The organism is Streptomyces sp. enrichment culture (assembly GCF_964272895.1).
In the GTDB taxonomy this organism is placed as follows: Bacteria; Actinomycetota; Actinomycetes; order Streptomycetales; family Streptomycetaceae; genus Streptomyces.
Map to the genome: position 1 here is coordinate 7,223,622 of NZ_OZ186832.1, position 16,114 is coordinate 7,239,735.

7 protein-coding genes are annotated in these 16,114 nt (G+C 75.8%); 5 read left to right on the forward strand and 2 right to left on the reverse strand.

Features of this window, described 5'->3' with window-relative positions:
• Positions 1-29: 29 nt before the first annotated feature.
• Positions 30-770, reverse strand: coding sequence for a GNAT family N-acetyltransferase (locus ACSU6M_RS32250; protein WP_437074563.1), 741 nt, complete (start codon positions 768-770; stop codon positions 30-32).
• A gap of 363 nt (positions 771-1,133) precedes the next feature.
• On the reverse strand, positions 1,134-3,254 hold the full coding sequence (ligA, locus tag ACSU6M_RS32255; protein ID WP_437074565.1) for an NAD-dependent DNA ligase LigA: 2,121 nt from the start codon (positions 3,252-3,254) through the stop codon (positions 1,134-1,136).
• 140 nt (positions 3,255-3,394) lie between these two features.
• On the opposite strand from ligA, the gene ACSU6M_RS32260 reads away from it, so the two are divergent.
• Genes ACSU6M_RS32260 through ACSU6M_RS32280 form a run of 5 tightly spaced genes read left to right on the forward strand, consistent with a single transcriptional unit; the run spans position 3,395 to position 16,044 of the window.
• On the forward strand, positions 3,395-4,249 hold the full coding sequence (locus ACSU6M_RS32260) for a DUF4132 domain-containing protein (protein ID WP_437074567.1): 855 nt from the start codon (positions 3,395-3,397) through the stop codon (positions 4,247-4,249).
• Positions 4,246-9,219 (forward strand): hypothetical protein, encoded by a 4,974-nt coding sequence (locus ACSU6M_RS32265; protein WP_437074568.1) that lies wholly within the window; start codon positions 4,246-4,248, stop codon positions 9,217-9,219. Before ACSU6M_RS32260 ends, ACSU6M_RS32265 begins: the two co-directional genes overlap by 4 nt.
• A 50-nt stretch (positions 9,220-9,269) precedes the next feature.
• Positions 9,270-10,439, forward strand: a complete 1,170-nt coding sequence (locus ACSU6M_RS32270; RefSeq protein WP_437075440.1) for an ATP-binding protein — start codon at positions 9,270-9,272, stop codon at positions 10,437-10,439.
• Between the two features lie 5 nt (positions 10,440-10,444).
• Positions 10,445-13,999 carry a vWA domain-containing protein gene (locus tag ACSU6M_RS32275; RefSeq protein ID WP_437074569.1) on the forward strand — a complete coding sequence of 1,185 codons (3,555 nt, stop codon included), beginning with the start codon at positions 10,445-10,447 and terminating at the stop codon, positions 13,997-13,999.
• Positions 13,996-16,044: a hypothetical protein gene (locus ACSU6M_RS32280; protein WP_437074570.1), complete on the forward strand. Its 2,049-nt coding sequence runs from the start codon at positions 13,996-13,998 to the stop codon at positions 16,042-16,044. The genes ACSU6M_RS32275 and ACSU6M_RS32280 overlap by 4 nt, the downstream gene beginning before the upstream one ends.
• Positions 16,045-16,114 lie beyond the last annotated feature (70 nt).

The following is a 16,114-nucleotide window of genomic DNA, read 5'->3' on the forward strand; positions in this document are numbered from 1 at the left end:
TCCGTCAGGACGGTGAGGGCACGGCCCCGTCAGACCGGGACGGACGCGCAGCCCCGCAGCGCCGGGGAGCCCACCACGTGCGAACCGGGCTCACGCAGGGCCAGGTCGCAGGCCGCCCCGGACCGGCCCGCACTCAGCCGCAGCTCGATGACGGCGCGCACGGCCGGCCACTCCTCTTCCAGGATCGAGTAGAACGCCGTGCTGCGCACCACGCCGTCCAGGCCCCGCGAATGGGCCCGGCGGATACCTTCGCAGGTCGCCCCCAGGCGCTCGATCGCGGCGCGCGAGCGCGTGTTGCGGGCGTCCGCGCGGAAGGAGACCCGGCGCAGCCGCCAGGTCTCGAACGCGTGGCGCAGCATGAGCAGCTTGGCCTCCGTGTTGATCCCCGTCCCCTGGGCGTGCGGAGCGAGCCAGGTGTTGCCGATCTCGGCGGCATCGGGCACGGCGGTGACCGGGTCGCCGTGCGGCACACCGGACACGGGCGGCCACACCAGCGGCCCCTGCCAGTAGTCGAGCTCCTGGAAGCGGGTCGAGCCGACGACGCGTCCGTCGTCCGCCCGGACCACGGCGAACGGCACCGCCCGCCCGGCCGCCTGCTCGGCGAGCGCACGCTCCACATAGCCCCGAGCCGAGTCCACCCCGTGCGGCACGGGAGTGAACGCGTACGACGTACGGTCCTCGGCTCCGGCCTGGGCCAGGCCGTCGACATGGTGCACAGCGAGGGGCTCCAGCCGCGTCAGGCGGCCGGTGAGCACGACGGGTACGGGCACGGGGCCTTCGGTCTTTCTGGGAAGGGGGCGTCACCTGCCACCGGCTTCCCGGTGTGAGGGACGTCAAGGATGCGTCATGGGCCCCGGTGCGCGAGGAACGAGGGCGTGAAGGACAGTAGAAGGCCGAATGACGCCCTTGCGCAAGAGGTCCGGGCGCAACGGCTCCGATCCCCGATTTCCTCGTAACCCAGCAGGTCAGAACGTCGTGGACGGACAAGGCGGGACCGGCCGGGCGCTGCGGCTCGTGGGCGCCTTCCGGCCACTCGGTGCACCGGTACCCGCGTCGGCGTCCGGGCGGGCCCCGCACCGTGCGGGGCGTCACCCGGGGGCCGCGTGCCGGACCGCGCCCTGGGGTCGGGAAGGTCAGGCGAGGTAGTCCGCGACCAGGGCGGCGAACTCGTCAGGGGTGGCGAGCCGCACACCGAGGGTTTCGGCCTTCGCGCGCTTGGACCCGGCGCCCTCGCCGGCGACGACCAGGCTGGTCCTCCGGGAGACGCTGGAGGAGGAGCGGCCGCCCGCGCGTTCGACGAGCTCGTTCATCTGGTTGCGGCTGAGCTTCTCCAAGGGGCCCGTCATGGCGCCCGTGACCACGACCGTCATCCCGGCCAGCGGACCGGCCAGCGGACCGGCGAGCGGACCGGCCAGCGGACCGGCCACGTCGTCCGCGGCCCCCACCGTGCCGTCCTCACCCGTGCCGGTGGTCGGCGCGGTGACTCCGGGTTCGGTCAGGTTGACCCCGGCCCCGGCGAGCTTGTCGATGAGCGGGGCCAGCTCGGCGAGTTCGGCGACGATGGACGGTGCCTTCTCGGTGCCGATGCCCTCGACCTGCCGCATGGCCTCGGCGTCGGCGGCGCGGATCCCGTCCATGGTGGCGAAATGGCGCGCGATGCGGCGGGACATGGAGCGGCCGGTGCCGCGCAGGCCGAGCGCGCACAGCACCCGTGACAGAGGCTGGTTCTTGGCGGCGGCGATGGCGGCGAGGAGGTTGTCGGTGCTGGTCTCGCCCATCCGCTCCAGACCGAGGAGCTGGTCGCGGGTGAGGGTGAACAGATCGGCGAGGTCGGCGACGAGTCCGGCCTCGACCAGTTGGACGACGCGGGTGTGGCCGAGGCCCTCTATGTCGAGCTGGTCGCGTCCGGCGGCGTAGGAGAGGGACGCGACCAGATGGCAGTTGCGGCCGTTGGCGCAGCGCCAGCGCTGCTCGCTGGTGTCGATCCCGGCGCCGCACCTCGGGCACACCTCGGGGAAGGCGATGGGCTGTTCCTCGCCGGTCCGCAGATGGGCCACGGGGGCTTCGACGCGGGGGATGACGTCGCCGGCCCGGTGGACCATGACGTGGTCGCCCAGCCGCAGGTCACGGCGGGTGATGTCGGCGGGGTTGTGGAGGGTGGCATAGGTGATGGTGGAGCCGTCGATCTCGACCGGTTCCAGGACGGCGCGGGGCGCGATGACGCCGGTGCGGCCCACGTTCCACTCCACGTCCAGCAGCCGGGTGATCTTCTCCACCGCGGGCAGCTTGTAGGCGATCGCCCAGCGCGGGGCGCGTGAGCCCGAGCCGGCGGCCCGCTGGTCGGCGGCGAGGTCCGCCTTGACGACGATCCCGTCGATCCCGAACGGCAACTCCGCCCGCACGGCGGCGATCTCCCGCACGCGGGCCAGGACCTCCTCCACGGTGGTGGCGGTGCTGCCGGGCACCGCGGTCGACGCGGTCGTGTTCACCCCGAGTGAGGCTGCCCGCGCCATCAGTTCGCTGTGCGCGCCGTCGGCCAGCCGCGTGGCGAGTTCGCTGTCGGTGTCGCCGAGGGGCAGCAGGCCGTAGCCGAAGAAGGTCATCGGCACGCGGTAGGACCGCTCCTTGGCGCGCAGGGTGCCCGCCGCGGCGTTGCGCGGGTTCGCGAACGGCTGCCCGCCGTGCCCGGTGCGCACCTCGTTGGCGTGCTCGAACTGGGCCGTGGTCATCAGGACTTCGCCGCGCACCTCCAGCGTGACCGGCTCGGCCAGCCGCTCGGGCAGCCCCTCCAGGGTGCCGATCGCGTGCGAGACGTCCTCCCCGGCTGTCCCGTCGCCCCGCGTGATCAGCCGCGTCAGACGGCCGCGGACGTAGCGGGCCGCGACCGCGAGACCGTCCAGCTTCGGCTCGACGCTGAACCGGGCGACGTCGTGGCCTATGCGTCTGGCCAGCGAGGCGTTCCAGGCGGTGAACTCCTCGGCCGAGAACACATTGTCCAGGCTCAGCATCGCCACCGTGTGCGGGACATCGCCCTCGACGGCACCGCCGGCGACCTTCCCGGTCGGCGAGGCGGGCAGCACCTGGTCGGGGTGGGCGGCCTCCCACGCGGCGATGCCCCGTACGAGACGGTCGTAGGCGTCGTCGTCCAACGGCGAGGTGCCGCCCGTGTAGTAGGCGCCGGACGCCTTCACCGCGTCCTCGACGGCCCTTGCGTAGGCGGCGGCATCCACGATCACAGTTGCAGGTGTTGTCATGCCGGTCATCCTGCACGCCACCACTGACAACGCCCCGGACGTACGTCTGCTCGCGGCACCCGACAAGGCCGCGCAGGGCGTTGTCAGTGGCCTGCTCTAGAGTTCCCGTCACTTGATCGACGCGGTGCGGGGAGGCACGTGTGGGGTGGGTGAGGGCCGGCGACTACGAGGTCGCTCTGGACGCCGGGAAAGTGGTCTGCCGCAATGCGGCGGGACGGCGGCTGAAGTCGGTACCGGCCAAACTCGCCGACGATCCGGCCGTGCTGGGACTGCGCCAGCTCGCCGAATGGCTGGAGCGGCACGAGCGGCAGTGCCTGGCCGACGTGGAGCGGTGGATGGTGCGCTCGCTGCCGGTGCCCTTCGCCGTCGTCGCCCGCGTGTGGCCCGACCCGGCGTGGCAGAGCGCACTGCGCGACCTCGTGGTCACCGGCCCCGACGGCGAGGTCGCCGGATTCCTCCGAGACGCCGACCCGGACCGCGGCCTGGGCCTCGTCGACCTCGACGGCGACACCGTGCGCATCAGCCCCGACCTCGTCCGCATCCCGCACCCCGTGCTCCTCGACGACCTGGAGGACCTGCGGGAGTTCGCCGTCGAGCTCGGTCTGGAGCAGCGCGCCCAGCAGCTCTTCCGCGAGGTGTGGCACCGCCCCGCCGCCCTCGACCCCGAGGCCCGCACCGTCGAGGACTACGCGGGCGGGGCGTTCAAGGAACTGCGCTTCCTGCACGGCAGGGCCACCCAGCTCGGCTACCGCGTCCGCGGCGGCGACGCCGTCTGCTCCCTGCGCGAGGACGGCCGTGTGGTCGAGGCCCGCGTGTGGGTCGGTGACTACGACAGCTACCTGGAGACCGAGACCGGCCCGCTGACCTTCACGGACGGCTCGGGACTAGCGCTGAGACTCGGTGAGATCGGGCCGGTGGCCTGGTCGGAGGGGATGCGCATGGCGGCCGCGCTGTACGCCGGGCGCGACGTCGAGGACGAGGAGAAGGCCGCATGAGCACATACAACGAGACCACCGCGGCCGCGCTGCTGGACGCCGGCGCCGTCCTGCCGCCGGGCACCACCGCCCGCGAGGACGCCGACACCCTCACCGTCCGCACCTACACCCACCCCGCCCTGGACGAGCGCCGCGTCGTCCGGCTCGTGCCGGGCACCCTCGGCGAGGCCGAGGACCTGGCGCTGGAGTTCCTGGGCCTGGAGCGCGAACCGGAGGCCCCCGAGGTGGGCCAGGTGCGCCGCGAGACCCTGGGCTTCCCCGCCTGGGCGCTGGTCAACGACCCGGCCAACGGCCATCACGCGCTGGCCCTGGTCAAGGACGTCGAACGGCTCGCCCGCCAGGCCAAGTCCCGTCCGGGCGCCGCCAAGGAGGGCTTCGAGGCACTGGGCGAGCGGCTCGGCCGCGCGGTCCCGCACTTCCTGCCCACCTTCTACGAGCAGGCGGCGCGGATCTTCCTCCAGCACGAGAACACGACGTACGCCTCGGCCTTCTTCGGCAAGGCGCGCGAGGCCGAGCGGGTGCACGCGCTCGCCGTCGACGAGGACCGGCAGCGGGCGGTGTTCCTGGAGTTCGCCTTCGCCGGGGCGCTGACGGTCAAGGCCCTCAAGGAGCATGTGAAGGACCTCGCCCGCCGGCTCGACCCGGCCGAGGCGTGGGCGCAGTACCGGCAGCTGACGGTGGAGCGCTGCGCGGCCGGCATGTCGCCGTACGCCTCGCTGCCGCAGGATGCCCGCGGCCTCATCAAGGCGGCGGGACTGTCGCGGGGCACCGAGGAGTGCTCGCTGGTCGCCGACCTGATCGCCTCTCCGGCCGCGGTCCGCGCCCCCGCCTCCTTCTGGAACACCTACCGGGCCACGCTCCGACTCCTCGCCGGACAGCAGCCGTCCGCGCGGACGCGGCTGCTGGAGATCATGCCGAACGGTCTGGGCGGCGGTGTCGGGGACGACGAGTTCTGGCTGGCACTGCTGGCGGAGACCGGCGCCGACCGCCTGCTGACCGGCGAGGACACCGAGGCGGCCGCGTCGGTCGACGCCGCGGAGTGGCTGGGCCGCTGGGCCGCGTACCGCAAGCACGGCGGTGCGTACTCCCGCCGCTCCCCGGCCACCCTCGCGCTCGTCGAGCGCATGGCAGCCCGCCTGCGCGCGGACGGCCGGCCCGTCGACCTCTTCACCGGCCGCTGGCACGCGGGCGCCGACCTCGACCTGCTGGACCTGTGCGCCGCACAGGGCATCCCGGTGTCCGTCCCCGACCCGGGGACCCCCGTCCACCTGGCCCTGGACCGCTGGCTGGGCGAGACCGGGCCGGGCCGCCGCGACCTGACGGCCACCGCCGCCGACCCGCGGCTGCGGCGCCTGCTGTACGAGGCGATCGGCGCCCTGGGCGGCGCCCGGCCCTCGGCCGAGGTGCTGGACGCGCTCGCCGCGCACCCGGTGCTCGGAGACGTCCTGCGCGAGTGGCTGGCCGACCGCGCCGGGGACTTCACGCGCGCGACCGGCCTGCCCGGTGCCCGCACGGCCCTGGACCGGCTGCGGCCCTTCCGCCCGGTGGCCGCCCGGGTCGACGCCGACTCCGTCGCCCGCGTCGCCGCCCACGAGATCGCCCCGCTGCTCGGCCGCACCCTGCGCGCGGGCATCCTGGACGAGCTGGGCTGGCCCGCCCTCGACGAGGCGCTGGACCTGCTCGACGCCGAGACCCGCCCCAAGGGCCATCACAACGACCTGACGGTCACCGAGGCATGGCCCGCGCTGATCGTCTCCCGCGGGCACAAGGCGATCGTCGTCGGCCCGGAGAAGATACTGCTCACGCACGACCTGCGGCTGCCCGTGGAACTGGACCGCTGGAGCCGCCCCCAGTTCCGCTACACCGACGGCGAACTGCTGGTCATGTGGCGGCACGAGGGCAAGCAGCACGGCTACTGGTCCGCCCGGCCCTCGGAGGTGTTCACCCTCGGCGGCGAACAGCTCGGCTACGCGTACGGCCACTACGTCGGCCTGCCCTCGATCCCGCTGCCGGGCGGCGGCCGCGCCACCGGTGGCCGCGCCCTGCACGCCGGGGACACCGTCCTGCCGCCGAGCCGGCTCGTGATCGGCGACGGCACCACCCTGTGGCGGCAGGGCAGGCAGGGCAAGAAGCAGGTGTGGCTGGAGTACGACCCGGCGACCGGCACGCACGGGCGTGCCTCGCTGCCCGCCCTGCTGGCCTCCGGCGTCCGCGAGGGCGCGTCGCTGCAGCAGGCGGTGTGCGAGGTGCTGCCCCTGCAACCCGGCCTCGAACACAGCCCGTTCGGCACCGACGGCACGGTCCTCGGACGCTGGGTGCGCACGGAGCGGGACGGCGACGAGACGCGCACCACCACCGGCACGCCGGACGGCCGTACGGTCACCATGACGCGCGGGACTCCGCTGGGCAGGCTGCGGCTGCCCGGGGGCGCCGAGCCCGTCGCCGCGCTCTACGGCGCGCACTTCGCCCTGTTCGCGGCCGACGACACCTCCGAGGACGGCCTGCTCGGCAGGATGAGCCTGGGGGAGCGGGGCGGTGAGTTCGCCGGCGGCACCCGCTACCTGCCGCCCGTGCCCTACTGGCACGCCCTGCGCCCCCGCGACGAGCAGGGCTCGGCCGTGCTGCGGGCCCTCAGCGACGAGCGGGCGGCCGAGTTGCTGCGCGCGGCGGCCGCCGCCCTGGCGGAGCGTCAGGCACAGTTCGCCGCGGCGGACGAGGGCACACGCGCAAGCATCGCGAGCGCCGAGGAGTTCGTGCTGCGCGCCGTGGCCCCGTCGCTGCCCGGCATCACCGACGAACGGCTGCTCAAGGGCGTCGCCTCCTTGACCGGCGCGGCGCTGCACCTGACCGAGTCCGCCACCGCCCTCGCGGCGCCTCCCGCCCGGCGGACCGCGCCCGACAAGCGGCGTACCGAGGGCATGTTCGCCGACTACAGCCCCGAGCACGGCGACGACGGGACGTTGCGCGAGGCGACCGCCGGTATCGGCCGCCTGTGGGGCGGCTGGCACAGCGAGCGACGGTGGAGCGTGCTCCGCCAGATCCGGGCGGTCAACCACGTGCTGCGCGGGCACCCCGCGGAAGGCGCGCCGCTGCCCGCAGGGCAGGGAGCTCCCGCAGCACTGGGCGACGGCTGGACCAGCGACGAGTTCACCGTGCCGGGCATCGGCCCGGTGTGGCCCTCGCTGCTGGGTGCCCTGCGGCCGCTCGCCTACCGTGCGGCCGCGCCGACCGTGCCCGACGCCGAACGCGAGGCGCTGCTCCTGCTGTTCGAGGCCCTGGCCGAAGGGCCGCTCGCCGCGCCCGGGGACGCGCTGCGCGAGATCGTCCTGACCGAGCCGTCCGGACAGCAGCAGCGCGCGGGCCAGGTGCTGCGCCGGGCCGACCGCACCGTCGTCGTCCTCGGCTGCCAGCGCATCGACACCGCCCACGGCCGGGTGCACTGGCTCGCCCTGGACCACGACCCCACCGGGGCGTTCGGCGCGATCGCGCACTTCACCCTGGAACAGGAGACACGGCACCGGCCGGCGATCTCCGCCGACGAACTCGCCGATGTCGCCCGGCTGATCCGGGACAAGGGCGCCGCGCCGTGGCGACCCGAGGCCGTCGAGGCGTTCGCCGCCGTCACGCGCGGCGGTCTCGGTCCGCTCCAGGCCACCGTGCTGCTGGCCGCCCAGCCGCACGACCGCGATGCCGACGCACTCGCCCTCATCGGCCTGAAGCCGCGTCAGATGGACCAGGCCAATGGCATGCTGGGCACCCTCTCCGGCCAGGACCGAAGGGCGCTGCTCGGGGCGCTGCTGCCCGCGACCCCCGCCGACCTGTGGACGACCGGCCCGGACATCGACGCCGCCGGCCGCGTGTGGGCCGAACGGCTCGGCTCCCTCGTACGGCTGCCCGAGGACGTCTCGGCCGACCTCGCCGGTCTGCCCTGCTCCGCCGCCCAGGCCGTGCTCAACCCGCGGCGCACCGCCTGGATCAGCCGCACCACGGTCCTGCGGCCCGACAAGGACGGCAACCTCGTCCCGGAGGACCCCAGGGCCATCCCCGCCAGGGGCGCCCTGGTGACCGCCGTCGCCTCCCTGGCCTCCCTCGCCTACGCCCTGCCCTACGGCCACCCGTTGCGCGCCGCCCTGCCCGAGGGCCTTGCCGCGCTGCGCCGGCGGATCGCCGATCCCGGACTGCTGCTGGACCTCGACATCGAGTGGACGGAGCAGGGCAGCGCGACCGCAGCCGAGATCCGCACGGCGTACGGTCTCCCGGCCACCGGCGGCGCCGACGCGCACGGACTCACACGGGTCGGCGAGGCGCTGGTGCTGCGCCCCGCACACCGCGACACGGAGACCGTACTGGTCCGCCCGGCCGGGCTCACCGGCCCCGACGACGCCGTCCTCGGACTGCTGGAGGGGCTGGTCGGCCCCTCGCGGGGTGCAGGACTGTGGGCGCTGCGCAGGATCCTCGGCGACGACCTCGCCCGCACGCTCGCGGCCGGACTCGAAGCCGGGACACCCGCCGGATACGCCCAGGACCCCATGGTCGGCGCGCCCGCGCTGGTCACCGAGGTCGCCTCGGCGCACGGCCTGAGCGAGGACGCGGCCGCCCACTACCTCCAGTTGCTGGCCCTGCCCGACCCCACCGACCGCAACTGCGCCCGCTGGACCGGCTGGAAGCCCGCCCGCCTGAAGAAGGCCCGCGCCGAGCTGGCCGCGACCGACCTCGTCGTCGAGGCCAAGCGGGCGCGGGCCGGGCGCGGCCTCTTCCTGCCCTGCGGCTGGCTCGACCTGAAGGGCTCCGCGCTGCCGGTGGAGATCTGGAAGGAGGGCCTCTACCCGATCCACGAGCGCATGCGCACCGCACCGATGTCCCCGGTCCCCGACCTGTTCGCCCGTGCCTGGCAGCGCGTGCGGGACGGCGACGCCCCCGCCTACGAGGAACTCACCACGCGCGCCACCCGCAAGGGACGGCGCCGATGACGACCGCCCAGCTCCCCGCCACGCCCGACCGACCGGAAGACCCGCAGCCCATGACCACCACCCTCACCCCCGGCCCGGCCCGCCAGATCGTCCCGCCCGAGGACCTGTACGCCACCGAGCTGGCCTTCCTCGCCGCCTACGACGACGGACCGCGCCCGCCCGCCTGGCGGCTCACGCCCCGTGCCGTCGTCACGTTCGTCATGGGCAGCGGCGGCCAGGCGCTGAAGCTGCCCGACACCGCCGAGGTCCCGGACGGCGTGCCGCGACGGATGGTCGTCTCGGGCAAGTTCGTCGGCGACCGGGCGCTGGTCGAGCGGTGTGTCGTCACGCTCGCCGGGGAACGCGGCCTGCTGCTCGTCGGCGAGCCCGGCACCGCCAAGTCGATGCTGTCGGAGCTGCTGGCGGCGGCCGTGTGCGGCACCAGCGGGCTCGTCGTGCAGGGCACCGCGGGCACCACCGAGGACCAGCTCAAGTACGGCTGGAACTACGCCCTGCTGCTGGCCCAGGGCCCCAGCCGCAAGGCCCTGGTGCCCTCGCCCGTGCTCACCGCCATGGGCCGGGGCGCCATCGCCCGGGTCGAGGAGGTCACGCGCTGTCTGCCCGAGGTGCAGGACGCCCTGGTCTCCCTGCTGTCGGAGCGGCGCATCGCTGTACCCGAACTGGCGGGCGGCGAGGACGCGTTGGCGCATGCCGCGCCCGGCTTCAACCTCATCGCCACAGCCAACCTGCGCGACAAGGGCGTCTCGGAGATGTCCGCCGCGCTCAAGCGCCGCTTCAACTTCGAGACGGTCGGCCCGATCTCCGACCTCGACGCCGAGTGCGCGCTGGTGCGCGGCCAGGCACGGGCCGCCGTGGAGCGCGCCGGGGCGGCCTTCCAGGTCGACGACGCCGTGCTCGAGGCCCTGGTGACGGCCTTCCGGGACCTGCGCGAGGGCCGGTCGGCGGAGGGCTGGGAGGTGGAGCGGCCGTCCACCGTGATGAGCACCGCGGAGGCCGTGTCCGTCGCGGGCGCGCTGGGGCTGGCCGCGGCCTACTTCCCCGGCGACCGCGATGTGCTCGGACTGCTGCCGGGGCATCTGCTCGGCGTCGTCCGCAAGGACGACCCCGCCGACGCCGCCCGCCTGCGCGGCTACTGGGACGGCCCGGTCCGGCGCCGCGCCGAGCAGGGCTCCGCCACCTGGCGCACCCTGTGGGACCTGCGCACGGTCCTGGAGGGCTGAGCACCGTGCCCCTGACCCCCGACGAGGCCGTGGCGGCCCTGACCGACCCGGCGGCGCCCTACCTCATCGGCGTACGCCACCACGCGCCGTCCCTGGCCGCCGCCGTGCCCGCGCTGCTGGACGCGGCGAAGCCCGACGTGCTCCTCGTCGAGCTGCCCGACGAGATGCAGCGGTGGCTGGACTGGCTGGGCCACGAGGACACCCGCGCCCCCGTCGCCCTGGCCGCCGCGCCCGAGGACGGGGGAAGCCCGGCGTTCTATCCCTTCGCCGACTTCTCCCCGGAACTCGCCGCCGTGCGCTGGGCCGCACGGCACGGCATCCCGGTCGTCGCCTGCGACCTGCCGCTCGCGGACCGGGCGTGGGACGAGGGGCGGGCGACGGCGGGGCGTACGGCGACCGGTCCCGGACTCGCCGACGCCCTGCGGGAACGGCTCACCGGCCGTCCCGGGGACGACCTGTGGGACCGCCTGGTGGAGGCCACCGCTCCGGGCTCCCCGCCCGAAGCACTGCGCCGGGCGGCGCTGCTCACGGGCTGGGCACTGCGCGAGGACGCGGCCGCCTCCGGCGGGGTGCCCGAGCTGGACCTGCGGCGCGAGCGGTGGATGCGCGCGCGGCTGGCCGAGGCGACCGCGCACGGGGAACGGGCCGCGGTGCTCGTCGGAGCCTTCCACGCGCCCGCGCTGCTGCGCGCCGAGACGTCCGGGGCCGACGCCGACCGCCTCGGGGAGGATCCGCTTCCAGGGCCCGCCCGGCGCGGGAGGTGGGTGACCTCCCTCATCCCGTACACCTACACCCTGCTGGACGAGCGCTCCGGCTACCCGGCGGGCATCCGGGACCCGGAGTGGCAGCATCTGGTGCTGCGCGCGGCGGGGGACCCGGACGCGCTGGAGGAGGCGCTGACGCGGGCGGCCGTACGGGTCTGCGCGGAACTGCGCTCCCTCGGGCATCCGTCGGGGCCCGCCGACGCGCGGGAGATCAGCCGTCTGGCGGGCGACCTGGCCCGGCTGCGCGGGCTGCCCGCCGCGGGACGGGGCGAGTTGGTGGAGGCCGTGCAGACCGTGCTCGCCCAGGGCGAGCCGTACGGCAGGGGCCGGGCCGTGGCACGGGCGATGGAGCGGGTGCTCGTCGGTACGCGCAGCGGCCGTCCGGCACCGGGCGCCCCGCGCAGCGGCCTCGCCCCCGCGGTGGAGTCGGAGGCCGCGGCGCTGGGCCTGCCCGGACCGGACAGCCGTGGCACCGACGCCGCCCGCGATCTGCGGCTGGATCCGCTCCGCTCGGACCTGGACCGCCGCCGCGAGCTGCTGCTGCGCCGGCTGACGGTGTGCGGGGTGCCGTACGCGCAGGCCAAGGAGGTCGCCGGCGCGGGCGGCGCCGAGGCGCTCACCTCGCGCTGGGAGGTCCGCTGGACCCCCGCCACGGCGGCCATGCTGAACGCGGCCGGCGTACGCGGCGTCACGCCCGCCCAGGCGGCCGAGGGCGTGCTGCGCGAGCGCATGCGGACGGAGCGGGACGAAGGCGGACCGACGGTCGCACAGGTGCTGCAGGGACTGCGCCAGGCCGCGGAGTGCGGCCTCGCGGAGCTGGCGGACGAACGGCTCACCGACCTCGCCGACACCGCGCCGCAGGCCGGCACGCTCCCCGAACTCCTCGACGGCCTCGCCCTGCTGGACCGCCTGCGCGCCGGCCACATCGCCGGGCTCGACAGCGGCGAGGAGCGGGCGGCGCGGGCCGTCGCCGTGGCCGACCTGCTCACCGCGGCGGCCGTGCGCCAGGTGGACGGCCTCACCGGCTCCGAGGACCCCTCCGACGCACACGCGCTGCTGGAACTCGCCCACCGCGCCGACGCGTCCGGCGGTATCCGGCTCACCGACGCGCTCGCCCGGCTGGCCGCCGACGGCTCGCCGTTGATGCGCGGCGCGGCGGGCGCCGTACGCGTCCTGCTCGGGCACGAGGAGCCTGCCGCGCTCGGCGACCGGGCCGCCTCCTGGGCGGACTCGGCCACCGATCCCGAGTCCCGCCGCGCACTCACCGCCCGGCTCACCGGACTGCTGACGGCCGCCGGCCCCCTCCTGGAGGCGGCCCCGTCCGCGCTGGAGCCACTCCTCGACCGGATCGCGACCCTGCCCGACCGGGCCTTCCTGGACCGGCTCCCGGCGCTGCGCGCGGGCTTCGACACACTCAGCCCCGCCGCCCGCGACCGCCTCCTCACGGTCGTCGAGGAACGCCTGGGCGCCACGCACCTGGCCGACACCGGCGGCATCGACCCCGCCGCGCTCGCCGCCTGGACCCGTGCCGACCTCGCGGCCCGCGCGAGACTCCGGGCGCTGGAGCTGCTGCCCCCTCCGACCGGGGACGGTTCCCCGGAGCCCCACCAGGCCCCGGCCGCCGTCCCTCGGGAGGACGGCCTCCCCGAACCTCGCCCGGTGCCGGCCGCCGTGCCTCGGGAGGACGACCGGCTCGCCCCCGCCGACCGCTGGCGCCTGGTACTGGGCCGTCGCACGGACCGGCTGCCGCCCTCCGCCGCCGGACTGGCCACGGCACTGGACGAGTTGTACGGCAGCGGACGCGGCGAGGGCAGCAGGGGCGGACTGCCCGGAGCGGGGGCGGGCGGAGGCCGGGAGGCGCCCTACCCCGGCGTGCGGGAGTGGTCGCAGGAGCTGGCCGCATTGTTCGGGCCCGGCATCCGCGAGGAGGTGCTGGCGGCGGCGGCCGCGTCCGGCCGCACCGATGTGTTCGCCGAACTCGATCCGGACAGCGCGCGCCCGTCCGTCGACCTGTTGCGCACCGTGCTCCGGCACGCCGGCGGGCTGCCCGAGGCCCGGCTCGCCGCGCTGCGTCCGCTCGTGCGGCGCCTGGTCGACGCACTCACCCGTGAGCTGGCCACCCGCCTGCGCCCCGCCCTGCACGGCACCGCGCTGCCCCGCCCCAGCCGACGGCCGGGCGGCGGCCTGGACCTCCCGCGCACCCTGCGCGCCAACCTGGCGACCGCGCGGCGCGCTCCGGACGGCACGGTCCAGGTGATCCCCGAGCACCCGGTCTTCCGTACCCGGGCCAAGCGCGCCGCCGACTGGCGGCTGATCCTCGTCACCGACGTGTCCGGCTCGATGGAGGCGTCCACGGTCTGGGCCGCGCTGACGGCCTCGGTGCTGGCCGGGGTGCCCACGCTGTCCACCCACTTCCTGGCCTTCTCCACGGAGGTCATCGACCTCACCGGCCATGTCCACGACCCGCTGTCCCTGCTGCTGGAGGTCAGCGTCGGCGGCGGCACACATATCGCCGCGGGACTGCGGCACGCGCGGGAACTCGTCACCGTGCCCTCGCGCACGCTCGTCGTGGTGGTCAGCGACTTCGAGGAGGGCTACCCCTTGGGCGGGCTGCTCGCCGAGGTCCGTGCCCTGGTCGGGTCCGGCTGCCATGTGCTGGGCTGCGCGAGCCTCGACGACTCGGGCCGCCCCCGCTACTCCACCGGCGTGGCGGGGCAGCTGGTCGCCGCGGGCATGCCGGTCGCCGCCCTCAGTCCGCTCGAACTCGCCCGCTGGGTAGGAGAGAAGATCGCATGAGTCCGGGCCTTCCCGCGGTCGCCCCGTCCGTCACCGCCGAGCTGGTCGCAGCGCTGTCGCCCCGGCTTCGCAAACGGCTGGACGCCGGCGTCGCCAAGCTGTCGGGCCGCCCCGTCGTCGTGGACGGTGACACCGTACGCCTCGCCGTCGACGATGACACCGACCTCGAACTGCACGCCCCCGGCGGGGTGGTGACCGACCCGGACGCGATCCGCTGCGGCTGTCTGCTCGCCCCGGACTGCCTGCACCGCGCGGCGGCGGCCTCGGCGGCGCCGATCGCGGACGAGGAAACGGACGGTGCGTCGGCGGCGGCCGAACCGGCCACCGGACCGGCCACCGGACCGGGCGCCGCGTCAGGGGCGCGGGCCGAGCCCCGGCCACGCCCGCAACCAGAGCGTGAGCCGCAGCCGCAGCCGCACGCGGAGCCCGAGCCCGGACAGCAGCCGCATGCCGAGCCCGAGCCCGGACCGCAGCCGCACGCGCAACAGCAGCCGCACCCACGCCCTGAGCCGCACCCCGCGCCCCATCCGCACCCCGAGCCGCAGCCGCATCCGCCCCGGCACCCCGAGCCACAATCGGCGTCGCAGCCCGCCCCGACCCCCGACACCGCCACCCCCGCCCAGCACACGGCGGCCAAGGCCCTCCGCACCGCCTCGGCCCGTGTGCTCGACGCGGGCACGGACGGTGCCGGCGCCGTCCTGCAGGCGGAGCTGCTGCGTGCCGCGCACAGCGCGCGGTTGGCCGGGCTGCCGACGCCCGCCGCCTCCGCGGTGTCCGCGGTGACCAGGCTGCGCGCGGCCCGAGCCGCCGACCCCTCGTACCGGCTGAGCGAACTCGTCACCACGCTCCGGCACGTCCTGAGTGCCGCCCACCGCATCCCGCGTGCCGTCGGCCCGGAGCTGAGGGCCCTGTGCGGCAGTGCGCGCCAGCCCTACCGGCCGGACGGCTCGCTGCGCCTGTACGGGCTCTTCTGCGAGCCGGTCCTCACGACGACGGGTTACGCGGGGGCCGTGACCTGGACCGCCGACGCCGACGGCCGTCTGTACACGGTCTCCGACGTGGCGCCGGGCGGCCCGAGCCGGGCGGCGGGGGCGGCCGACCGCGCCGTACGCATGGGGGACACCGCGCTGACACACCGTGAGCTGTCGCGGGCGGGACTGGCCGTGTCCGGCGCGACGGTCTCCCCGACGGGCCGGCTCGGCGCGGGAGCGGCGGTACGGGCGGTACGCGCGTCCGGCGCGGCCTGGGACGCCGCGCCCCTGGACCGGCTGTGGGCCGTGCCCGCCGCCGATCAGGCCGTACGCGCCCTCGCCGACGACGCCCGCCACGACCTGCTGTTCCTCGACGTCACCCTGGTCGGCACGGTCCGTGAGGCCGCGGGCGACTGTCTGCTCGCCGAGTGCGACGGTCTGGCCGTCCGCCTCGCCGCAGCCCACGACCATCCCGCGCTGGCGCACCGCGACAACCTGCGGCTGCTGGCCGCCGCCAGAGGCAGCCGGCTGCGGGTCGTCGCCCGCCTGCTGCCCGCCGCGCACCCACGCGCCCAGCTCCTCGCCGTCAGCCACCCGACCGACCCAGGCGCACGACTCGACCTGGGCCTCGACCGCCTGCGCCGCGCGGACCTGCCCGAGCGGCCTCAGGACGGTCCGGCCGCGGTGCCGTCCGGGCTCGAGGCGGCTCCCGTGCTCGACGAGGCCGTGCCCGACGAGGCCCCCGTGCATCTGCTGCGCCGCCGCGTCCACCAGGCCGTCTCCGGCGGACGCCGGGCGCTCGCCTTCCCCGGTGACGCCGTCGCCGACAGCGGGCGCCTGCGGCGGTACGGACTCGCCACGGCGGCCGAACTCCTCGACAAACTGCACGCGTCGGCCGCCGACCGCACCCGCGACGCCTTCGGCCGTCTCCTCCCGGCCGACCACGACCGCTTCGCGCGCGCCTGGCTCGCCGCCGCCCAGTACACCGCAGAGGTCGACCGCGCGCTGTGCGCCGCGGCGTGGGGAGCGGATGATCGCGGAAGCCCGTGGTCAGGTGAGGTCGGGCGAGGGTAGCGTCGGGCACATCGAGGTCTTCCTGGCGGTCAGGGGGAGAACACCCACCGCCGGAGGGCCTCGACGCCTG